This is a genomic window from Pseudomonas iranensis (genome assembly GCF_014268585.2).
GTDB classification, from domain to species: Bacteria; Pseudomonadota; Gammaproteobacteria; order Pseudomonadales; family Pseudomonadaceae; genus Aquipseudomonas; species Aquipseudomonas iranensis.
In genome coordinates this window covers 2,134,411-2,155,814 of record NZ_CP077092.1, presented here as the reverse complement: position 1 = coordinate 2,155,814, position 21,404 = coordinate 2,134,411, and the positions used below count along the sequence as shown (strand labels likewise).

Here is a 21,404-nt window from a genome sequence, read left to right as displayed (position 1 = left end):
TTGCGGCGGCATACATTAGCAGGGTTTGCCGGTTTAGCGGCTACTCACATGCTGTTCCAGCAGGATCCGATTGGAGAGAGAGACTAGCTCACCCTCATCGGTCAGCAATGTGGTTTTAACCGTGCCGATCTCTTCGATCTGGCCTTCGACCTCGCCAACACGCACTTGTTGCCCAACCTCATACAGCTCACGCACATAGATTCCCGCAAGAATCTGACCGGCGATTTCCCGGCTTCCCAAACCCATGGCCAGCGCAACTGCCAGACCAACGGTAATCAAAACGATGACAATCACATGGTTCAGCAGGTCGGTCTTGACCTCGAGCTGGCTGATCGCCACCGAGATGCTGATGATGATCACCAGCCCCTGCGCGATCCGCCCCAACCCCGAAGCGTAGTCCAGGCCTACGCCTTCTGCTGCGCCGCGCACCAGCCCGTTGGCCAGTTGCGCCAGCAGGACACCGACCAGCAGCACCAGCGCGGCGCCGAACACTTTCGGCAGATACAACGCCAGCATGTCCAGCGTAGCTGAAACTCGCTCAAGGCCAAGGGATTCTGCCGCAGATACCAGAAAAATCAGCAGAACGAACCAGTAGACGATTTTACCGATCAGCGTCGAGATCGGCACCTGCAGCCCGGCACGCGACATCAGCTTGGTCAGCCCGGTGCCGCCCATCAGGCGATCGAGGCCCAGTTTGGCGAGCAATTTGGAGAGCAAGGTGTCGAGCAGCTTGGCCACGACGAAACCCAACAGCAGCACAACCAGTGCGCCGAACAGGTTCGGAATGAAGTTAGCGACTTTGGTCCACAACGCAGTCATTGCAGTGACGAGGCTCTGAGTCCAGAGATCAAGTTCCATATTCAATCAGCCTTATCAGCAGTGCGAGCAGTGGTTTTACGGAGACGGGAAACCGGCGAGACATGCGCCGAGCCATTGTTCAGGGCGATCATCAGCGCGGGCAGCCAGCGGCCCAGCAGGCTGAACAGATCACCGGCGCCGACCTGGCGGTTGGCGGTTTTGAGTACGCGGCCCAGGCACGCATCGTCGTCGCGGCTGGACGGCGAAGCGTTGAGCATGTCGCGCAAAGACTGTTCAAACGGATCGTGCATACGCACCTCTCGTGATGTCTGTGAAAGACGCGGGCAGATTTGCTCGGGTCACATGCGCCATGTTCACACCCAGCGCAATCGACGGAACAACCACCACTGGCCGAATGCCAGGGCGAGCACCGTCAGACAGGCGATCAGGAAGCCATACGGGCTTTCGGCGAACGGAATACCGCCGACATTGATGCCGAGCAGACCGGTGATGAAACTCATCGGCAAAAAGATGCAGGTAATGATGCCGAAGCGGTACATGGTGCGGTTCATGTGCACGCTCAAACGCCGGTCTTCGGCCTCCAGCACAAGCCCCACGCGCTCTCGGGTCAATTCGAGCTCTTCCAGATAACGGGTCAGGCTGTTGTTCAACTCGTTCCAGTAGTCGGCGTCGTCTTCGACGAACCACGGCAGTTTGATCCGCGTCAGCTGGCCGAAAATATCCCGCTGTGGGGCGAGAAAACGCTTCAGCCCGGCCGCTCTGCGACGGATGTGCAAAATCGCCCCATGCTCGGGCGTATACCGTTCGTCGGCGTCGAGCTTTTCTTCTTCCTCATCGACCACTTCCGACAGGCATGTGACCAGATCCTGCACTTTATTCGTGAGGAACTGCGCCAGATACAGCATCAATTCCGAGGAAGTTCTCGGCCCTTTGCCCTCAACCAGCAGCGCCAGCAACTCATCCGTAGCCCGCAACGGGCGCAAACGCAGGGAAATCACGCGCTGAGCGGAGGCGAAAATCCGCACCGAGACCATGTCTTCCGGCTCGGCGCCGGGATTGAGATTGACCCCGCGCAGAAACAGCAACAGCTCAAAGTCGGGCAATGGCAACAGACGCGGGCGGGTGTTCTCTTCCAGCAATAGATCGCAGGTGAATTCATTGAGCCCGCTGGATTTACGCAGCCAGGTCTGGGTCTGCGGATGGCTGCGATCCCAGTGCAGCCACAGGCTTTCATGGGCCTGCAGCTGCAAATCGTCGAGCTCAGTCCGGGCTATCGAACGCGCACCGCCCTTGCCGTCCAGCACCAGGGCATGCACCAGCCCCCATTGCGCGTTTTCTTCCTCGAACATCCGCATCCCTTGTCGAAAAGCTTATTCAGGCATTTTCAGCGGGCTCGGCGACACGATCACGCCGTTGTTGTCCGCATAAATGTACTGGCCCGGGTGGAACGTCACGCCGGCGAAAGTCACCGGGACGTTGAGGTCGCCAATGCCGCGCTTGTCGGTTTTCATCGGGTGGCTGGCCAGCGCCTGCACGCCGAGATCGGTCTGGGCGATGACGTCGACGTCACGGATGCAACCGTAGATCACCAGCCCTTCCCAACCGTTCTGCGCAGCCTTGGCGGCGATCATGTCGCCCAGCAGGGCGCGGCGCAGCGAACCGCCGCCATCGACCACCAGCACTTTGCCTTTGCCGTTGAGTTCGGCCTGCTCCTTGACCAGCGAATTGTCTTCGAAGCACTTGATGGTCACGATTTCGCCGCCGAAGGAATCCCGGCCGCCGAAATTGCTGAACATCGGTTCCAGCACCTGCACCAGCTCCGGGTAGGCGTCGCACAGGTCAGGCGTAAGGTAATGTTCCATCGAAAAACTCCTGTAACAAGGAAGACGATCAAGGATGCCGCATTCTGATGAGACGAGTTCCGGCGGTCGCTGTTTACCTTAGTCCATGCCATGGTCGCTGAGCGAACCTGAACCGCGGCTGAAACGTTATCGCTAAACAGTCACGAAATATGACCAGAACCGCACAATGCGTCATATCTTAGCCGCAAGCCAGGCTGAACGGAACGCCCCTCACACCGCAGCGGCCAGATCCGTCGTCTGCGCCAGCAATGGCGTCTGCTGATCGTTCAACCAGCGCGCCACCAGCGGCCATACCTCAGCCTGCGCTGCTTTGCTCACCAACATTTCGACATGGCCGAAATTATCCGAGAAGCCCTGCTCGCGGCCCAAGTTGATGAACTGCTTGTGCTCGGAGCCGATCTGCTCGAACAGCTTGCGGCAGGCCCACGCCGGATCCTGATGATCGCCCGCCGCCGTCACGGCCAGCACCGGCAGCTGAACATCGGCAAGCCCGGCCCACCAGTCCTTGTCCTTGTCGCCGAAGCGTCCGAACAAGCCGTACCAGCGCATGCTTTCGATGGCCAGGCCGATCGGCTCGTCTTCCGGACCGCGTTTGAGGCGTGAGCCGGACAGCTGCGCGAACCGCTTGAGAATGAAGCGCCCGCCCCACTCCACCGGTGGGATTTTCAACGGCCAGTAGGTGCGGCTGACCTGAGTGCCGAAAAACGCCGCCGAAGCCACGGCCGGTTCGCCGAGGTATTCGCCGCCGAGTGCCGCCGCCAAGGTGATGCCGCCCAGGGAATGGCCGATCCAGTGCGGGATCTGTCCGCTCTGCTCACGCACGAACGCGGCAATCGCCGGCAGATCGTAGCGGGCGTAGTCGGCCACGCGGTTGCGCCGGTAGTCCTCATTGCGCTGGGACAGGCCGTGACCGCGCATTTCCGGAATCCACACGTCGAAGCCCAGCCGCGTCAGATACGCGCCGAGCCCGAGGCCTTTGGGGGAAAACCAGAAGCGCCGATTGGAAAAGCTGCCGTGCAACAGAATCACCGGCACGCCGCGTGGCGCCATGTCATCGGCCATGCCCAGGCGGGTGACGGCGATCTCCACGGACCAGTCCGGGCTATTGCCGGGTTTCAATCGATAGACGTCTTCGCTCAGATCGCCGCGCCGCTCGGCGCTGATCAGCGCGACAGGAAACAGGTTGCTGCTGCTTTGCATAATGCTCTTGCACAAAAAAGGGCGGCATCCGCTGGAGCCCGCCCTACTTCAATCTCAAGGCCCGCTCCCACATGGGGCGCGGGCCAATTACATACTGATCAAGCCTGACCTTCGGCGAGGAAGAACCAGGTTTCCAGCACGGTGTCCGGGTTCAACGACACGCTTTCGATGCCCTGTTCCATCAGCCAACGGGCCAGATCCGGGTGATCGGAAGGCCCCTGACCGCAGATGCCGATGTACTTGCCGGCCTTGTTGCACGCCTGAATCGCGTTCGACAGCAGCTTCTTGACCGCTGGATTACGCTCGTCGAACAAGTGAGCGATGATCCCCGAATCGCGGTCCAGACCCAAAGTGAGCTGGGTCAGGTCGTTGGAGCCAATCGAGAAACCGTCGAAGAATTCGAGGAATTCCTCAGCGAGAATCGCGTTGGATGGCAGTTCGCACATCATGATCACGCGCAGACCATTCTCGCCGCGTTTCAAGCCGTTTTCGGCGAGCAGATCGACGACCTGGCTGGCTTCGCCGAGAGTACGGACGAACGGCACCATGATTTCAACGTTGGTCAGGCCCATCTCGTTGCGCACACGTTTCAGCGCGCGGCATTCGAGTTCGAAGCAGTCGCGGAACGATTCGCTGATGTAACGCGAAGCACCACGAAAGCCCAGCATCGGGTTCTCTTCTTCCGGCTCGTAGAGCTTGCCGCCGATCAGGTTGGCGTATTCGTTGGACTTGAAGTCCGACAGACGCACGATGACTTTTTTCGGCGTGAACGCTGCAGCCAGGGTGCTGATGCCTTCAACCAGCTTGTCGACGTAGAAGTCGACCGGGTCGCTGTAACCGGCAATACGCTTGTCGACGCTGTCCTTGATTTCCTGCGGCAGGCCGTCGTAGTTCAACAGCGCTTTCGGGTGCACGCCGATCATGCGGTTGATGATGAATTCCAGACGCGCCAGACCGACGCCGGCGTTCGGCAATTGGGCGAAGTCGAAGGCGCGGTCCGGGTTGCCGACGTTCATCATGATCTTGAACGGCAGCTCCGGCATGGCGTCGACGGAGTTCTTCTTGATGTCGAAGCCCAGTTCGCCTTCGAAGATGTAGCCGGTGTCGCCTTCGGCGCAAGACACGGTCACGCCCTGGCCATCCTTCAGCAGCTGGGTGGCGTTGCCGCAACCTACCACCGCCGGGATGCCCAACTCACGGGCGATGATCGCCGCGTGGCAGGTACGCCCGCCACGGTTGGTGACGATGGCGCTGGCGCGCTTCATCACTGGTTCCCAGTCCGGATCGGTCATGTCGGATACCAGAACGTCGCCCGGCTGGACTTTGTCCATTTCCGAGACGTCTTTGATGATCCGTACTTTACCGGCGCCGATGCGCTGGCCGATCGCCCGACCTTCCACCAGCACGGTGCCGGTTTCCTTGAGCAGGTAACGTTCCATCACGTTGGCCTGGGTGCGGCTTTTCACGGTTTCCGGACGCGCCTGAACGATGTACAGCTTGCCGTCGTCACCGTCCTTGGCCCACTCGATGTCCATCGGGCAGCCGTAGTGCTTCTCGATGATCATCGCCTGCTTGGCCAGCTCGCTGACTTCGGCGTCGGTCAGGCAGAAACGCGCGCGCTCGGCCTTGTCTACATCGACGGTCTTGACCGAACGACCGGCCTTGGCCTCGTCGCCGTAGATCATCTTGATGGCTTTGCTGCCCAGGTTGCGACGCAGGATGGCCGGACGACCGGCTTCCAGGGTGCCTTTGTGTACGTAGAACTCATCCGGGTTGACCGCGCCTTGTACGACGGTTTCGCCCAGGCCGTAAGCGCCGGTGATGAACACCACGTCACGGAAACCGGATTCGGTATCGAGGGTGAACATCACGCCGGCGGTGCCGGTTTCCGAACGCACCATGCGCTGCACGCCAGCCGACAGGGCGACCAGTTTGTGGTCGAAGCCCTGGTGCACGCGGTAGGAAATCGCACGGTCGTTGAACAGCGAAGCGAACACCTCTTTGGCGGCGCGGATAACGTTTTCCACACCACGGATGTTCAGGAAGGTTTCCTGCTGACCGGCGAAGGACGCGTCCGGCAAGTCTTCGGCGGTGGCGGAAGAACGCACGGCCACGGCCACGTCAGGGTTGCCGGCCGACAGCGCGGCGAACGCGGTGCGGATCTCGGTGTTGAGCTTTTCAGGGAATTCGGCGTCCATGATCCATTGACGGATCTGCGCACCGGTCTTGGCCAGGGCATTGACGTCGTCGACGTCGAGCGCGTCGAGGGCCTTGTGGATCTGATCGTTCAGGCCGCTCAGTTCGAGGAAGTCACGATAGGCCTGAGCCGTCGTGGCGAAGCCGCCGGGGACCGAAACACCGGCGCCTGCCAGGTTACTGATCATCTCGCCCAGGGATGCGTTCTTGCCCCCCACATGCTCAACATCGTGTTTGCCGAGCTTATCGAGGGAAACTACGTACTCTACCAAGGTGATCTCTCCACTAACTGTGTTGGAAAAGCTCAGAAACCGGCGGCCCGGGGGAGCCTTGGCCGGTTGTATGGCCTGGACCTGGAAAATAAGTGAGAATGCGGGCCAATGGCGGCCGGCAAATCGCGCCTATCATATCCAAGATTCGTTACTAGCTTAAGGCCCAAGGTGCAAATGAAACGATCTGCTTTCTTCATCTCCGATGGCACCGGCATTACCGCCGAAACCCTGGGTCAAAGCCTGTTGGCGCAGTTCGAAAACATTACCTTCAGCAAATTCACGCGGCCCTACATCGACAGCGTGGAAAAAGCGCGGGCCATGGTACAACAAATCAACAAAGCCGCTGAAACCGACGGCTTTCGCCCGATCATCTTCGACACCATCGTCAATCAGGACATTCGTGAGATTCTCGCAACGTCCAATGGTTTCATGATCGACATTTTCTCGACCTTCCTCGCGCCGCTCGAACAGGAGCTCACCGAGCATTCTTCCTATACCGTGGGCAAGTCCCATTCCATCGGGCACAACTCCAATTACATGGAGCGCATCGAGGCGGTGAACTTCGCCCTCGACAACGATGACGGCGCGCGCACCCACTATTACGACAAAGCCGATCTGATACTAGTGGGCGTGTCGCGATGCGGCAAAACGCCGACGTGTCTGTATATGGCCATGCAGTTCGGCATCCGCGCGGCCAACTATCCGCTGACCGAAGACGACATGGAACGCCTGACCCTGCCGACGGCCCTGCGCGCCCATCAGCACAAGCTGTTCGGCCTGACCATCGACCCCGACCGCCTCACTGCGATTCGCAACGAGCGCAAGCCCAACAGCCGTTATTCGAGCTACGCCCAGTGCGAATTCGAAGTGCGCGAAGTGGAGAACCTGTTCCGCCGCGAGAACATTCCGCACATCAATTCCACGCATTTCTCGGTGGAAGAGATTTCGGCGAAGATTCTCGTGGAAAAAGGCGTTGAGCGGCGGTTCAAGTAGTCCGGCGTTGCCTGATCTGGCGCCTTCGCGAGCAAGCTCGCTCCCACAGTGGACCTGCATCGTAACGACTGTGGGAGCGAGCCTGCCCGCGAAGAACGATAACGCGGTCTGTCAGAGCACAAACAGATCGATGAATCGATTCACCGCTGTGGCTTCCAGCCGCGCCTGATCCTCACAGAGCGCAAATATCTCAGCGCAACGCTGGCCGGCAAACCGCGTGGCCAGGTTGGCCTTGAACTTGTCTTCCAGCAACGGAATGCCTTCGGCGCGGCGGCGGCGATGGCCGATCGGGTACTCCACCACGACGTTGTCGGTGCTGCTGCCGTCCTTGAAAAACACCTGCACGGCGTTGGCAATCGAGCGTTTGTCAGGCTCAAGGTATTCGCGGGTGAAGCGCGGTTCTTCAACGATGACCATTTTTTCGCGCAGCACGTCGATGATCGGATGCGCCTTGTGGAAGGCGTCTTCGTAGTGCTCAGCCACCAGATTGCCGAATGCCAGCGGCACGGCGGTCATGTATTGCAGGCAGTGGTCGCGGTCGGCGGCATTGGCCAGCGGGCCGACCTTGGAAATGATGCGGATCGCCGATTCATGGGTGGTGATGACGATGCGGTCGATCTCATGCAGGCGATTGCGAACCAGCGGATGCAAGGTCACCGCCGCCTCGCATGCCGTCTGCGCATGGAATTCGGCGGGGAAACTGATCTTGAACAGCACGTTTTCCATCACGTAACTGCCGAACGGCCGGGAGAAGCTGAAAGCGCGTTTGTCCTCGGGCTTCAGCGCCAGATCGTTGTTGGTGTGGCTGAACGATACGTCATAGAACCCCCACTGCTTCGCGCTCAACACACCGGGAATGCCCATCTCACCGCGCATGGCGATGTCGGCCAGACGCACGCCGCGACTCGCCGCATCCCCCGCCGCCCAGGATTTGCGCGAGCCGGCGTTCGGCGCATGCCGATAAGTGCGCAGTGCCTGACCGTCGGCGAAGGCGTGGGACAGTGCCGACAACAGCTGCTCGCGATTGGCGCCCATCAGTCGGGCGCTGACGGCAGTTGATGCGACTTTCACCAGAATGACGTGATCCAGTCCTACCCGGTTGAAGGAGTTTTCCAGAGCGATCACGCCTTGAATCTCGTGGGCCATGATCATTGCTTCCAGCACATCGCGGACCGTCAGCGGCGCCTCACCGTTGGCGACGCGTTTTTGCGACAGGTGATCGGCAACGGCGAGGATGGCGCCGAGGTTGTCCGATGGATGGCCCCATTCGGCGGCGAGCCAGGTGTCGTTGTAGTCGAGCCAGCGGACAATGCAGCCGATATCCCACGCGGCTTTGACCGGATCGAGACGATAAGGGGTACCTGGCACTCGTGCACCGAACGGTACAACCGTGCCCTCGACGATCGGGCCGAGGTGTTTCGTGCATTCGGGGAAACGCAGGGCCAGCAGACCGCAGCCCAGCGTGTCGATCAGGCAGTTGCGCGCGGTGTTCAGCGCCTCGGCGGATTCGGGCTTGAAGGTGAGGACGTAGTCGGCGATGTCCTGCAGGACTGCGTCGTAATCGGGGCGGTTGTTCAGGTCGACGTTGGCGCTCACGGTGGTTCTCCTGTTCGGGGAAATGAGTGGTTGGGTCTTCCTCAGGGGCTTGGCTGGTTTATGGTTCGTGGTGTCTGGTTTCTTTGTGTTGTGTCAGAGGGTAGCCCCTCACCCTAGCCCTCTCCCGAGGGAGAGGGGACCGATTGGGGGATGCCGTGGAGGTTCACCGACCTGAAAGTCCATCGCTGAATCCATAATCGTCTCGATCTCTCAGGTCGATGTACCTCGCAAGACACCTCGGTCAGCCCCCTCTCCCTCAGGGAGAGGGCTGGGGTGAGGGTAAAATGTCGAGTCAGAACGAGTCAGCAGGCACGCGGACGTAACCTTCCATGAGCACCCGCGCACTGCGGCTCATGATGGCTTTCTTCACCACCCACTCGCCGTTCTCCAGCGTCGCCTCGGCGCCCACGCGCAACGTCCCGGACGGATGGCCGAAACGCACCGCATTGCGCTCAATCCCACCAGCAGCAAGATTGACCAACGTGCCGGAAATCGCTGCCGCCGTGCCGATCGCCACTGCCGCCGTGCCCATCATTGCGTGGTGCAGCTTGCCCATCGACAACGCGCGCACCAGCAGATCGACATCACCAGCGGCAATCGCTTTACCACTCGACGCTACGTAATCCGCAGGCTTGGCGACGAATGCTACTTTCGGCGTGTGCTGCCGCTTGGCGGCTTCTTCCAGATTGGCGATCAGGCCCATGCGCAACGCACCGTAGGCACGGATCGTCTCGAACATCAGCAGCGCTTTTGGATCTCCGTTGATCGCGCCCTGGAGTTCGGTGCCGGTGTAACCGATGTCTTCGGCGTTGACGAATATCGTCGGGATCCCGGCGTTGATCATGGTCGCCTTGAACGTGCCGACACCCGGCACTTCGAGTTCATCGACCAGATTGCCGGTGGGGAACATCGAGCCACCGCCGCCCTCTTCTTCCGCCGCCGGATCCATGAATTCGACCTGCACTTCGGCCGCCGGAAAGGTCACGCCGTCGAGTTCGAAATCACCGGTTTCCTGCACTTCGCCGTTGGTGATCGGCACGTGGGCGATGATGGTCTTGCCGATGTTGGCCTGCCACACGCGCACCACCGCCACACCGTTGTGCGGAATGCGGCTGGCGTCGACCAGACCGTTGCTGATGGCGAACGAACCGACCGCCGCCGAGAGATTGCCGCAGTTGCCGCTCCAGTCGACGAACGGCTTGTCGATCGACACCTGGCCGAACAGGTAATCGACGTCGTGATCGGCGCGGGTGCTTTTCGACAGGATTACGGTTTTGCTGGTGCTCGACGTCGCGCCGCCCATGCCGTCGATCTGCTTGTCGTAGGCATCGGGGCTGCCGATCACTCGCAGCAACAAAGCGTCGCGCGCCGGGCCTGGAACCTGCGCTGCTTCGGGCAGATCGGTGAGGCTGAAGAACACGCCTTTGCTGGTGCCGCCGCGCATGTAAGTCGCAGGGATTCTGATTTGTGGTGCGTGAGCCATGGTGCTCCTTACCGAAGGCATGGGACTTGAAATCCCATGCCCAAACGTTGATTTAAACGGCTACCGCCGATCCTTCGAGGAAGTCCTGAGCAAAGCGCTGCAACACGCCGCCGGCCTCGTAGATCGACACTTCTTCAGCGGTATCGAGACGGCAGGTCACCGGCACTGCGACGCGCTCGCCATTCTTGCGATTGATCACCAGCGTCAGATCCGCACGCGGCTTGCGCTCGCCGATCACGTCGTAGGTTTCGCTGCCATCGATGGCCAGAGTGTGGCGGTTGGTGCCGGGTTTGAATTCCAGCGGCAACACGCCCATGCCCACCAGGTTGGTGCGGTGAATGCGTTCGAAACCTTCAGCGGCAATCGCCTCGACGCCGGCCAGGCGCACGCCTTTCGCCGCCCAGTCGCGGGACGACCCCTGACCGTAGTCAGCGCCAGCGATGATGATCAGCGGCTGCTTGCGCTGCATGTAGGTTTCGATGGCTTCCCACATGCGCATGACCTGGCCTTCCGGCTCGACACGCGCCAGCGAACCCTGCTTGACCTTGCCGTTTTCCACGACCATTTCGTTGAACAGTTTCGGGTTGGCGAAGGTCGCGCGCTGGGCGGTCAGGTGGTCGCCACGGTGGGTGGCGTAGGAGTTGAAGTCCTCTTCCGGCAGGCCCATTTTCGCCAGGTATTCGCCGGCGGCGCTGTCGAGCATGATCGCGTTCGATGGCGACAGGTGATCAGTGGTGATGTTGTCCGGCAGCACCGCCAGCGGGCGCATGCCCTTCAGCGGACGGGCGCCGGCCAGCGCGCCTTCCCAGTACGGCGGACGGCGGATGTAGGTGCTCATCTCACGCCAGTCGTACAGCGGCGCGACTTTCGGCCCGGTGTCTTCATGCACGGCGAACATCGGAATATAGACCTGACGGAACTGCTCAGGCTTGACCGAAGACTTCACCACCGCATCGATTTCTTCATCGCTCGGCCAGATGTCTTTCAGGCGAATTTCCCGACCATCGACCACGCCCAGCACATCCTTTTCGATATCGAAACGGATGGTCCCGGCGATCGCGTAGGCAACCACCAGCGGCGGCGAGGCGAGGAATGCCTGTTTGGCGTACGGGTGAATGCGGCCGTCGAAGTTGCGGTTGCCGGAAAGCACAGCGGTCGCGTACAGATCGCGGTCGATGATCTCTTGCTGGATCAGCGGATCGAGGGCGCCGGACATGCCGTTGCAAGTGGTGCAGGCAAACGCCACGACGCCGAAACCGAGTTGTTCCAGCTCAGTGGTCAACCCCGCTTCGTCGAGGTACAGCGCCACGGTTTTCGAGCCCGGCGCCAGCGAAGATTTGACCCACGGCTTGCGGGCCAGGCCGAGCTTGTTGGCATTGCGCGCCAACAGGCCGGCGGCGATGACGTTGCGCGGGTTGCTGGTGTTGGTGCAACTGGTGATGGCGGCGATGATCACCGCGCCGTCGGGCATTTGCCCCGGCACGTCATCCCACTGGCCGGAGATGCCTTTGGCCGCCAGATCGGACACCGCAACGCGGGCGTGCGGGTTGCTCGGGCCGGCCATGTTGCGCACCACCGAGGACAAATCGAAGGTCAGGCCGCGCTCGTATTGCGCACCTTTGAGGCTGTCAGCCCAAAGCCCGGTCAACTTGGCGTATTGCTCGACCAATTGAACCTGCTGGTCTTCACGGCCGGTCAGTTTCAGGTAATCGATGGTCTGCTGGTCGATGTAGAACATCGCCGCCGTGGCGCCGTATTCCGGGGCCATGTTGGAGATGGTCGCGCGGTCACCGAGGGTCAGCGCTGCCGCCCCTTCACCGAAGAATTCCAGCCATGCGCCAACGACTTTCTGCTTGCGCAGGTATTCGGTCAGGGCCAGGACCATGTCGGTGGCGGTGATGCCCGGTTGCAGCTTGCCGGTCAGTTCGACGCCAACGCTTTCCGGCAGACGCATCCACGACGCACGGCCGAGCATCACGCTCTCGGCTTCGAGGCCGCCAACGCCGATGGCGATCACACCGAGCGCATCGACGTGCGGCGTGTGGCTGTCGGTGCCGACGCAGGTGTCGGGGAACGCCACGCCTTCGCGCACCTGAATCACCGGCGACATTTTCTCCAGGTTGATCTGGTGCATGATGCCGTTGCCCGGCGGGATCACATCGACGTTCTTAAAGGCCTTTTTGGTCCAGTTGATGAAGTGGAAACGGTCTTCGTTGCGGCGATCTTCGATGGCGCGGTTCTTCTCGAAGGCCTGGGCATCGAAACCGCCCGCCTCAACGGCCAGAGAGTGGTCGACGATCAACTGCGTCGGCACCACCGGATTGACCTGCGCCGGGTCGCCGCCCTGCAAAGCGATGGCATCACGCAGGCCGGCAAGGTCGACCAGCGCGGTCTGGCCGAGGATGTCATGGCAGACCACCCGCGCCGGGAACCACGGGAAATCCAGATCGCGCTTGCGTTCGATCAGTTGCTTGAGGGAATCGGTGAGCGTGGCCGGGTCGCAGCGACGCACGAGGTTTTCCGCCAGCACGCGGGAGGTGTACGGCAGGGTGTCGTAGCTGCCAGGCGCAATCGCCTCGACCGCCGCGCGGGTGTCGAAGTAATCCAGCGGCGTGCCGGGCAGGTTCTTGCGGAATTCTGTGTTCATCGGGTCAGGACTCGGGTCACGGTGGTTGCAAAGGGTGAGGCCAGACACCTGAGTTGCACACCGTCCACTGTGGGAGCGAGCCTGCTCGCGAAAGCGGTAGATCAGTCGACATCCTTGGTGGATGCCAGTCCGTCTTCGCGAGCAGGCTCGCTCCCACAGGGTCTAGCGGGGCTCTCTGGTTCCGGGTCAGCTCACCATTCAGCGACGTTCGATTGGCACGAACTTGCGCTGTTCGACGCCGGTGTATTCGGCGCTTGGGCGGATGATGCGGTTGTTGGCGCGTTGTTCGAACACGTGCGCGGCCCAGCCGGTCAGGCGCGAGCAGACGAAGATCGGCGTGAACAGCTTGGTCGGGATGCCCATGAAGTGGTACGCCGAGGCATGGTAGAAGTCGGCATTAGGGAACAATTTCTTCTGCTCCCACATGGTCTTGTCGATGGCTTCCGAGACTGGGAACAACACTTTGTCACCGACCTCGTCCGCGAGTTTTTTCGCCCAGCCCTTGATCACCTCGTTGCGCGGGTCGCTGTCCTTATAGATCGCGTGGCCGAAGCCCATGATCTTGTCCTTGCGCTCGAGCATGCCGAGGGTGCCTTTGATCGCCTCTTCCGGCGAACCGAAGCGCTCGATCATTTCCATCGCCGCTTCGTTGGCGCCGCCGTGCAACGGGCCGCGCAGCGAACCGATCGCCGCCGTCACGCACGAGTACAGATCCGACAACGTCGAGGCGCAAACCCGTGCGGTGAAGGTCGAGGCATTGAATTCGTGTTCGGCGTAGAGGATCAGCGACACGTTCATCACTTTGACGTGCAGTTCACTCGGTTTCTTGCCGTGCAGCAAGTGCAGGAAGTGGCCACCTATGGTTGGCTCGTCGCTGACGCAGTCGATGCGCTTGCCGTCGTGGCTGAAGCGATACCAGTAGCACATGATCGCCGGGAACGCGGCGAGCAGACGGTCGGTCTTGTCGCGCTGTTCGGAGAAGTCTTTCTCCGGTTCGATGTTGCCGAGGAATGAGCAACCGGTGCGCATGACGTCCATCGGGTGGGCGTCGGCGGGAATGCGTTCAAGCACTTCTTTCAAAGCTTGCGGCAGGTCGCGCAGCTTGCTCAGTTTGCTTTGATAGTCGGCCAGTTGCGCTTTGGTCGGCAGTTCGCCGTACAGCAGCAGATAGGCGACTTCTTCAAATTGCGCGTCGGCGGCCAGTTCACGCACGTCGTAGCCGCGATAGGTCAGCCCGGCACCGGCCTGGCCCACGGTGGACAATGCGGTTTGCCCGGCAACCTGGCCACGGAGCCCGGCGCCACTGAGTACTTTTGCTTCGGCCATTGTGTTCTCCAATCTTCTTGAATTTGTATGGGGAAACTTGTGGGAGCGAGCCTGCTCGCGAAGAGTGCATCAGGGACACCGCGTTATCGTTGGCGCCCATTCGCGAGCAGGCTCGCTCCCACAGGGTTTTGTTCAGCCTTTTTTCTGTGCAAACAACGCATCGAGCTTCTGCTCGAACGTGTGGTAATCGATACGATCGTAGAGCTCCATGCGAGTCTGCATGGTGTCGATGACATTCTGTTGCGTGCCATCGCGGCGGATCGCGGTGTAGACGTTTTCCGCTGCCTTGTTCATCGCGCGGAACGCCGACAGCGGATACAGCACCAGCGAGACGTCGGCGCCGGCAAGTTGTTCGGTGGTGTACAGCGGCGTTGCGCCGAACTCGGTGATGTTGGCCAGGATCGGTGCTTTCACACGGTTGGCGAACAGCTTGTACATGTCCAGTTCGGTAATCGCCTCCGGGAAGATCATGTCGGCGCCGGCCTCGATGCACGCCGCCGCACGATCGAGTGCCGATTCCAGACCTTCCACTGCCAGTGCGTCGGTACGCGCCATGATCACGAAGCTGTCATCGGTACGGGCATCGACGGCGGCTTTGATACGATCGACCATTTCCTGCTGGCTGACGATTTCTTTATTGGGGCGATGGCCGCAGCGCTTGGCGCCGACTTGGTCCTCAATGTGAATCGCCGCCGCGCCGAACTTGATCATCGACTTGACCGTACGCGCCACGTTGAAGGCCGACGAGCCAAAACCGGTGTCGACATCCACCAGCAGCGGCAGGTCGCAAACGTCGGTGATACGGCGCACGTCGGTCAGCACATCATCCAGCCCGGTGATGCCCAGATCCGGCACGCCAAGCGAGCCTGCGGCCACGCCGCCGCCGGACAGGTAGATCGCCTTGAAACCGGCGCGCTTGGCCAGCAGCGCGTGGTTGGCGTTGATCGCGCCGACCACTTGCAAAGGATGCTCGCTGGCGACCGCATCGCGGAAGCGCTGGCCCGGCGTGTTCAGGTTGGAAGTCATGCATCACCTCGTTCAGTGGCTGTCTTGTTGTGGGCGCCGTCCTCGTAGTGACGGGCGATGTTGCGTTTAGAGGCGCCGATGTGGCGGCGCATCAACAATTCCGCGAGCTCGCCGTCACGGTCGGCGATGGCATCGAGAATGCGGTGGTGTTCGGCGAAGGCCTGGTGCGGGCGGTTCGGCGTGGTGGAAAACTGGATGCGGTACATGCGCACCAGTTGATACAGCTCGCCGCAGAGCATCTGCGTCAGCGTGCGATTGCCGCTGCCCTGGATGATCCGGTAATGAAAGTCGAAGTCGCCTTCCTGCTGGTAGTAACCGACGCCGGCCTGAAACGCCGCATCGCGCTCGTGGGTTTCCAGAACCCGGCGCAGTTCGTCGATTTCCTCAACGCTCATGCGCTCGGCGGCGAGGCGGCAGGCCATGCCTTCGAGGGATTCACGGATTTCATAGAGTTCAATCAATTCGGCATGGCTGAGCGAGACCACCCGCGCACCGACGTGCGGCACGCGCACCAGCAGGCGCTGGCCTTCCAGACGATGGATCGCCTCACGCAGCGGACCCCGACTGATGCCATAGGTGCGCGCCAGCTCCGGTTCGGAGATCTTGCTGCCCGGGGCGATTTCGCCTTTGACGATAGCCGCCTGAATGCGCCGGAAGACGTTTTCCGACAGCGTCTCGGAATCGTCGCCGCTGATGACCGGGGGATCGAGTTGATCCAGCATGATTGTCGACACCTTTAAATCCAATGCGGCAAAAACTAGCCAATCTGGCCCGATGAGTCAAAGGATAAATAGGTATTGTCGACAATCGTCTAATAACCGCAATCTACGGGGCACTCAGCCAGTAGGGGAGCGAGCTTGCTCGCGAAAGCGGAATGTCAGTCAACGTGGCTTCGAATGGCACGCCGCCTTCGCGAGCAAGCTCGCTCCCATAGGGGCTGCCACAAGGATAATTGCTCAACGCCTATGGGTCGGCGCAAGCGCTGGCGCCATAAAACCACCGTGCTAGAATGCCGCCCGCATTTGCGGGTCTTTGTACGGCTTGCCATAAAAAGCTGCCAGGCACACGCGGGGGCTTGCGCACGGTTGTGCGGGCACCTGAACCGATAACGGAACGCTGCGCACCAGGATTTATGAGACTCAAGCCTTTCCCCACCTTTTTTGCTCTGTTTTGCCTGCCCGGCCTCGCCGCCGCGGGGGAAAAAACCGTGTACGGCCTCAACGAATACGCTTCGCTTGACGGCATCAATCTCGAAGTCGCGGCCAAACTCGATACCGGGGCGAAAACCGCCTCGCTGAGCGCCCGCGACATCAAACGCTTCAAACGCAACGGTGAATCCTGGGTACGTTTCTACCTGGCGATCGACACCGCGCATTCGCACCCCATCGAACGGCCGCTGGCTCGCGTCAGCAAGATCAAGCGCCGCGCCGGCGACTACGATCCGGAAGAAGGCAAGCAGTACACCGCCCGTCCGGTGATCGAGCTGGATATCTGCATGGGTTCGGCAATGCGCAGCATCGAAGTGAACCTCACCGACCGAAGTGCGTTCCAATACCCGCTTTTGATCGGCTCCGAGGCGCTGAAACGCTTCGACGCGCTGGTCGACCCCAGTCTTAAATACGCTGCCGGCAAACCTGCCTGCACCATCGCCGCTCATACCGCCGAGTAATTTCCATGCGTTCTCTAACCTTCCACCTGAAAATCCTGATCGCCGTGCTGGTGCTGCTGGGCGTTTCGGTTACGGCCTATCAGATTTTCGTGCTCGGCATCCCGGTGACCGAAGACGCCACCGACGACCTGTGGAACATCGACGCCAAGGTCGAGTTCGTCGCCAGCACCAAGGACCCGGTGAAGATCCAGATGTTCGTGCCGCCGCTGAGCCGCGATTATGTGAGCCTCAACGAAAGCTTCATCTCCAATAACTACGGCGTCGCGGTCAACCGCATCGACGGCAACCGCAAGGTGACTTGGTCGGCCCGTCGCGCCAAGGGCAACCAGACGCTGTATTACCGTCTGGTGCTGACCAAGCGCTACACCGCGGAAAAATCCAAGGTCAAAGGCCCGACCTTCCGTGACAGCATGGTCATCGAAGGCCCGGAAAAAATCGCCGCCGAAGCCCTGCTCGCGCCGATCCGCCAACACTCGGCCGACGTCGAAACCTTTATTGGCGAGGCGATCAAGCGCGTCAACAATGTCAACGACGACAACGTCAAGTTGCTGCTGGCCGGCGATCCGTCGACCTCGCACAAAGCCAAGATTGTCGAACTGCTGCTGTCGATCGCCCACGTTCCGGTAGAAAAAGTCCACACCATCCGCCTCGTCGCCGATCAGCCCCAGACACCCGAACTGTGGCTGCGCAGCTTCAACGGCAACGACTGGCTGTACTTCAACCCGGAAACCGGTGAGCAAGGCCTGCCAACCGACCGCCTGCTGTGGTGGACCGGTGACGAAAACCTGATCACCGTCGACGGCGGCAAGAAAGCCAACGTGACCTTCAGCCTGAACAACAGCGAGATGAACGCGATTCGTCTGGCCAAGCTGACCGACGAAAACACTGACGCCAACTTCCTCGATTACTCGCTGTACGGCCTGCCGCTGCAGACCCAGCAGACCTTCATGATCATGGTAATGATCCCGATCGGCGTATTGGTGATCCTGATCCTGCGCAACCTCGTCGGCCTACAGACCCTGGGCACATTCACCCCGGTGCTGATCGCCCTCGCCTTCCGCGAAACGCAGCTGGGCTTCGGCATTCTGCTGTTCACTGTCATCACCGCGCTGGGCCTGTCGCTGCGCTCGTATCTCGAACATCTGAAGCTGCAAATGCTGCCGCGCCTGTCGGTGGTGCTGACGTTCGTGGTGGTGCTGATTGCGGCGATCAGTCTGTTCAGCCACAAGCTCGGCCTTGAGCGTGGCTTGTCGGTGGCGCTGTTCCCGATGGTGATTCTGACCATGACCATCGAACGCCTGTCGATCACCTGGGAAGAACGCGGCGCCAACCATGCGCTGAAAGTCGCGATCGGCACGCTGTTCGCCGCCTCCCTGGCGCACCTGATCATGACCGTGCCAGAGCTGGTGTACTTCGTGTTTACCTTCCCGGCGATCCTGCTGATTCTGGTCGGATTCATGCTGGCGATGGGTCGCTATCGCGGCTACCGCCTGACCGAACTGGTGCGTTTCAAGGCCTTCCTGAAGAAGGCTGACGCCTGATGTTCGGTTTCTGGAAGACCTGGAAGGCCCTCGAGGCGCGCGGCATCATGGGTATCAACCGCCGCAACGCGGACTACGTGCTCAAGTACAACAAGCGCAGCCTGTACCCGATCGTCGATGACAAGATCCTCACCAAGGAACGCGCCATCGCCGCCGGCATTCACGTGCCGGAGCTGTACGGGGTGATCTCCACCGAGAAGGAAATCGACAAGCTCGACGAGATCATCGGCGGGCGCAGCGACTTCGTGATCAAACCGGCGCAGGGCGCGGGTGGCGATGGCATCATCGTCATCGCCGACCGCTTCGAAGGCCGTTATCGCACGGTGTCGGGCAAGATCCTCGCCCACGAAGAGTTGGAGCATCACATCTCCAGCATCCTCACCGGCCTGTACTCGCTGGGCGGCCACCGCGACCGCGCGCTGATCGAATACCGCGTAACCCCGGACCAGATCTTCAAAAGCATCAGCTACGAAGGCGTGCCGGACATCCGCATCATCGTGCTGATGGGTTACCCGGTGATGGCAATGTTGCGTCTGCCGACCCGTCAGTCAGGCGGCAAGGCCAACCTGCACCAGGGCGCCATTGGCGTTGGCGTCGATCTGGCGACCGGCCTTACGCTGCGCGGCACTTGGCTGAACAACATCATCACCAAACACCCCGACACCACCAACGCGGTGGACGGCGTGCAACTGCCCTATTGGGACGGTTTCATGAAACTCGCCGCCGGCTGCTATGAGCTGTGCGGGCTGGGTTATATCGGCGTGGACATGGTGCTCGATCAGGAAAAGGGTCCGTTGATTCTCGAACTGAATGCGCGGCCGGGGCTGAACATTCAGATCGCCAACGATTGCGGCCTGACCTTGCGCACTCACGCGGTTGAAGCGCGGCTGGAAGAGCTGAAGGCGCGGGGCGTTAAGGAATCGGTAGAAGAGCGGGTGGCGTTTACCCAGGAGATGTTTGGGCATATTCCTGCGGTTGAGGGCTAAAAGCTGAAAAGCCCCTCACCCTAGCCCTCTCCCAGAGGGAGAGGGGACTGACCGTGTTGGATGCCAGAGCTACGCCGACCTGAAATACCTGGTCGAACTCAGGCCTTGAAATGCATGAAAATCGGCTCCCTATCCCGAAATAACGAGCGGAACTCGGATCTTGCAAAAGCATGAAGATCGGCTCCCTTTCCCCCTCGCCCCCTTGGGGGAGAGGGCTGGGGTGAGGGGGTAGGCTTTTGACTTTGATCTGGCAGCGCAGAGGACTACAATCCCCACCCCGCCTCAACGGCCGATCTGCCCCGCCCATGCTGACCTGCTCCGTACACCCACTGCCCTACCGTGCCAATCCCGCCGACTACTTCGCGGCCATCCGCAATGCCCCCGGCGCCGTACTGCTCGACAGCGGCCGGCCGAGCGCCGAACGCGGCCGTTATGACTTGCTCAGCGCCTGGCCGCTGGAACAACTGGCGGTGTTGCCGGAGGAAAGCGGTGCGCACTTTCTGCAGCGCCTGCGTGACCACCTCAGCCGCTTGGGCGAAGCGCAGTTGCCTGCCGGGTATGGATTGCCGTTTGCCGGCGGATTGATCGGCTATTTGAGCTACGACTTCGGCCGGCATCTGGAAAACCTGCCGAGTCAGGCACTGGATGACCTGCAACTGCCCGATGCGCGTTTTGGCCTGTACGACTGGGCGCTGATCAGTGATCACCACGGGCAAACCAGCCAATTGGTCTTTCATCCATCGCTTGTCGACAGTGAACGGCAGCGACTGGTCGCGCTGTTCACTCAGCCTCAAGTTGACGCGCTGGCGCCATTCAAACTGAACGCCGCGATGGCCGCTGACCTCTCGGCCGACGATTACCATCAGGCGTTCGTACGCATTCAGGACTACATCCAGGCTGGCGACTGCTATCAGGTCAACTTCGCGCAACGCTTTCGTGCTGAATGCGAGGGCGATCCGTGGCTGGCTTACTGCGCTTTGCGTCAGGCCTGCCCGACGCCGTTCTCCGGGTTCCAGAGCCTGCCCGACGGCGGCGCAGTGCTGAGCCTGTCACCGGAACGTTTCGTCAGAGTCAGCCAGCGCCAAGTCGAAACCCGTCCGATCAAGGGCACTCGCCCCCGTGGCGTCACCCCAGCCGAGGACGCGGCCAACGCCGCCGAACTGCTGGCCAGCCCCAAGGATCGCGCGGAAAACCTGATGATCGTCGACCTGCTGCGCAACGATCTCGGGCGCACCTGCCGCATCGGCTCGGTGCGGGTGCCGGAGTTGTTCAGTCTGGAGAGCTATCCGAACGTGCATCACCTGGTCAGCAGCGTGACCGGTGAACTGGCGGCGGATCGTGATGCGCTGGACCTGATCGCTGGCAGCTTCCCCGGCGGCTCGATCACCGGCGCACCAAAGATTCGGGCGATGCAGATCATCGACGAGCTGGAGCCGACCCGGCGCGGTCTGTATTGCGGCTCGTTGCTGTATCTGGACGTGCGCGGCGAGATGGACAGCTCCATCGCCATTCGCAGTCTGCTGGTCAAGGATGGTCAGGTGTGCTGCTGGGGCGGCGGCGGGATCGTCGCCGATTCGGACTGGCAGGCGGAGTATCAGGAGTCGATGACCAAAGTGCGGATCCTGCTCGATACCCTGCAAAACCTCTGAAGCATCGCGAGCAGCCTCCCACACCGATCGTTCCCACGCTCCTGCGTGGGAATGCAGCCCGGGACGCTCCGCGTCCCATCCAAAGCCGAACGCGGAGCGTCCGTTGAGGCATTCCCACGCGGAGCGTGGGAACGATCAT

17 protein-coding genes are annotated in these 21,404 nt (G+C 61.0%); 5 read left to right on the top strand and 12 right to left on the bottom strand.

The window, feature by feature from the left end; translation table 11 throughout:
- Positions 1–33: 33 nt before the first annotated feature.
- From HU724_RS09625 to ppsA, 6 genes are all read right to left on the bottom strand, one after another.
- On the bottom strand, positions 34–858 hold the full coding sequence (locus HU724_RS09625) for a mechanosensitive ion channel family protein (RefSeq protein WP_016773831.1): 825 nt from the start codon (positions 856–858) through the stop codon (positions 34–36).
- A gap of 2 nt (positions 859–860) precedes the next feature.
- Entirely contained in the window at positions 861–1,109 is a 249-nt protein-coding gene (locus HU724_RS09620) for a hypothetical protein (RefSeq protein ID WP_003223293.1), read from the bottom strand.
- Positions 1,110–1,172: 63 nt separating this feature from the next.
- Positions 1,173–2,168, bottom strand: a complete 996-nt coding sequence (cmaX, locus tag HU724_RS09615; protein WP_186565779.1) for a divalent cation transporter CmaX — start codon at positions 2,166–2,168, stop codon at positions 1,173–1,175.
- A gap of 21 nt (positions 2,169–2,189) precedes the next feature.
- Positions 2,190–2,681 (bottom strand): ribonuclease E activity regulator RraA, encoded by a 492-nt coding sequence (gene rraA / locus HU724_RS09610; protein WP_016773829.1) that lies wholly within the window; start codon positions 2,679–2,681, stop codon positions 2,190–2,192.
- 210 nt (positions 2,682–2,891) lie between these two features.
- Positions 2,892–3,881: an alpha/beta fold hydrolase gene (locus tag HU724_RS09605; RefSeq protein ID WP_186565781.1), complete on the bottom strand. Its 990-nt coding sequence runs from the start codon at positions 3,879–3,881 to the stop codon at positions 2,892–2,894.
- Positions 3,882–3,979: 98 nt separating this feature from the next.
- On the bottom strand, positions 3,980–6,349 hold the full coding sequence (gene ppsA / locus HU724_RS09600; protein WP_186565783.1) for a phosphoenolpyruvate synthase: 2,370 nt from the start codon (positions 6,347–6,349) through the stop codon (positions 3,980–3,982).
- Between the two features lie 174 nt (positions 6,350–6,523).
- Between ppsA and ppsR the strand changes: the two genes are divergently transcribed.
- A complete protein-coding gene (gene ppsR / locus HU724_RS09595) occupies positions 6,524–7,342 on the top strand; it encodes a posphoenolpyruvate synthetase regulatory kinase/phosphorylase PpsR (protein WP_016773826.1) in 819 nt (272 codons plus the stop codon).
- Between the two features lie 111 nt (positions 7,343–7,453).
- Here the strand turns inward: ppsR and prpD are convergent, their stop codons facing one another.
- The 6 genes from prpD to HU724_RS09565 form a co-directional block, all read right to left on the bottom strand.
- Positions 7,454–8,938: a 2-methylcitrate dehydratase gene (gene prpD / locus HU724_RS09590; protein ID WP_186565785.1), complete on the bottom strand. Its 1,485-nt coding sequence runs from the start codon at positions 8,936–8,938 to the stop codon at positions 7,454–7,456.
- Positions 8,939–9,230: 292 nt separating this feature from the next.
- Positions 9,231–10,421 (bottom strand): 2-methylaconitate cis-trans isomerase PrpF, encoded by a 1,191-nt coding sequence (gene prpF, locus HU724_RS09585; protein ID WP_186565787.1) that lies wholly within the window; start codon positions 10,419–10,421, stop codon positions 9,231–9,233.
- Positions 10,422–10,473: 52 nt separating this feature from the next.
- Positions 10,474–13,068: a Fe/S-dependent 2-methylisocitrate dehydratase AcnD gene (acnD, locus tag HU724_RS09580; protein WP_186565789.1), complete on the bottom strand. Its 2,595-nt coding sequence runs from the start codon at positions 13,066–13,068 to the stop codon at positions 10,474–10,476.
- 198 nt (positions 13,069–13,266) lie between these two features.
- On the bottom strand, positions 13,267–14,394 hold the full coding sequence (gene prpC, locus HU724_RS09575) for a bifunctional 2-methylcitrate synthase/citrate synthase (RefSeq protein ID WP_130900793.1): 1,128 nt from the start codon (positions 14,392–14,394) through the stop codon (positions 13,267–13,269).
- A 132-nt stretch (positions 14,395–14,526) separates the two neighbouring features.
- Positions 14,527–15,420, bottom strand: coding sequence for a methylisocitrate lyase (gene prpB, locus HU724_RS09570; RefSeq protein ID WP_024012298.1), 894 nt, complete (start codon positions 15,418–15,420; stop codon positions 14,527–14,529).
- Positions 15,417–16,139, bottom strand: a complete 723-nt coding sequence (locus tag HU724_RS09565) for a GntR family transcriptional regulator (protein ID WP_177180867.1) — start codon at positions 16,137–16,139, stop codon at positions 15,417–15,419. Before HU724_RS09565 ends, prpB begins: the two co-directional genes overlap by 4 nt.
- Positions 16,140–16,552: 413 nt before the next feature.
- On the opposite strand from HU724_RS09565, the gene rloA reads away from it, so the two are divergent.
- From rloA to pabB, 4 genes are all read left to right on the top strand, one after another.
- Positions 16,553–17,089, top strand: a complete 537-nt coding sequence (gene rloA, locus HU724_RS09560) for a retropepsin-like aspartic peptidase RloA (RefSeq protein ID WP_016773819.1) — start codon at positions 16,553–16,555, stop codon at positions 17,087–17,089.
- 5 nt (positions 17,090–17,094) lie between these two features.
- Positions 17,095–18,630: an osmotic stress tolerance membrane protein RloB gene (gene rloB / locus HU724_RS09555; RefSeq protein ID WP_024012295.1), complete on the top strand. Its 1,536-nt coding sequence runs from the start codon at positions 17,095–17,097 to the stop codon at positions 18,628–18,630.
- Positions 18,630–19,616, top strand: a complete 987-nt coding sequence (locus HU724_RS09550; protein WP_016773817.1) for an alpha-L-glutamate ligase-like protein — start codon at positions 18,630–18,632, stop codon at positions 19,614–19,616. The genes rloB and HU724_RS09550 overlap by 1 nt, the downstream gene beginning before the upstream one ends.
- Before the next feature lie 305 nt (positions 19,617–19,921).
- The gene (gene pabB, locus HU724_RS09545) at positions 19,922–21,265 is read left to right on the top strand and encodes an aminodeoxychorismate synthase component I (RefSeq protein ID WP_186565792.1); all 1,344 of its coding nucleotides are present in this window, start codon (positions 19,922–19,924) and stop codon (positions 21,263–21,265) included.
- The last annotated feature ends 139 nt before the right edge of the window (positions 21,266–21,404 follow it).

Bases quoted from the DNA above. Each gene is read 5' to 3' on its own strand.
- HU724_RS09625 (WP_016773831.1), bottom strand. From the start codon at position 858: ATGGAACTTGATCTCTGGACTCAGAGCCTCGTCACTGCAATGACTGCG.
- HU724_RS09620 (WP_003223293.1), bottom strand. From the start codon at position 1,109: ATGCACGATCCGTTTGAACAGTCTTTGCGCGACATGCTCAACGCTTCG.
- cmaX (WP_186565779.1), bottom strand. From the start codon at position 2,168: ATGTTCGAGGAAGAAAACGCGCAATGGGGGCTGGTGCATGCCCTGGTG.
- rraA (WP_016773829.1), bottom strand. From the start codon at position 2,681: ATGGAACATTACCTTACGCCTGACCTGTGCGACGCCTACCCGGAGCTG.
- HU724_RS09605 (WP_186565781.1), bottom strand. From the start codon at position 3,881: ATGCAAAGCAGCAGCAACCTGTTTCCTGTCGCGCTGATCAGCGCCGAG.
- ppsR (WP_016773826.1), top strand. From the start codon at position 6,524: ATGAAACGATCTGCTTTCTTCATCTCCGATGGCACCGGCATTACCGCC.
- prpF (WP_186565787.1), bottom strand. From the start codon at position 10,421: ATGGCTCACGCACCACAAATCAGAATCCCTGCGACTTACATGCGCGGC.
- acnD (WP_186565789.1), bottom strand. From the start codon at position 13,068: ATGAACACAGAATTCCGCAAGAACCTGCCCGGCACGCCGCTGGATTAC.
- prpC (WP_130900793.1), bottom strand. From the start codon at position 14,394: ATGGCCGAAGCAAAAGTACTCAGTGGCGCCGGGCTCCGTGGCCAGGTT.
- prpB (WP_024012298.1), bottom strand. From the start codon at position 15,420: ATGACTTCCAACCTGAACACGCCGGGCCAGCGCTTCCGCGATGCGGTC.
- rloA (WP_016773819.1), top strand. From the start codon at position 16,553: ATGAGACTCAAGCCTTTCCCCACCTTTTTTGCTCTGTTTTGCCTGCCC.
- rloB (WP_024012295.1), top strand. From the start codon at position 17,095: ATGCGTTCTCTAACCTTCCACCTGAAAATCCTGATCGCCGTGCTGGTG.
- HU724_RS09550 (WP_016773817.1), top strand. From the start codon at position 18,630: ATGTTCGGTTTCTGGAAGACCTGGAAGGCCCTCGAGGCGCGCGGCATC.
- pabB (WP_186565792.1), top strand. From the start codon at position 19,922: ATGCTGACCTGCTCCGTACACCCACTGCCCTACCGTGCCAATCCCGCC.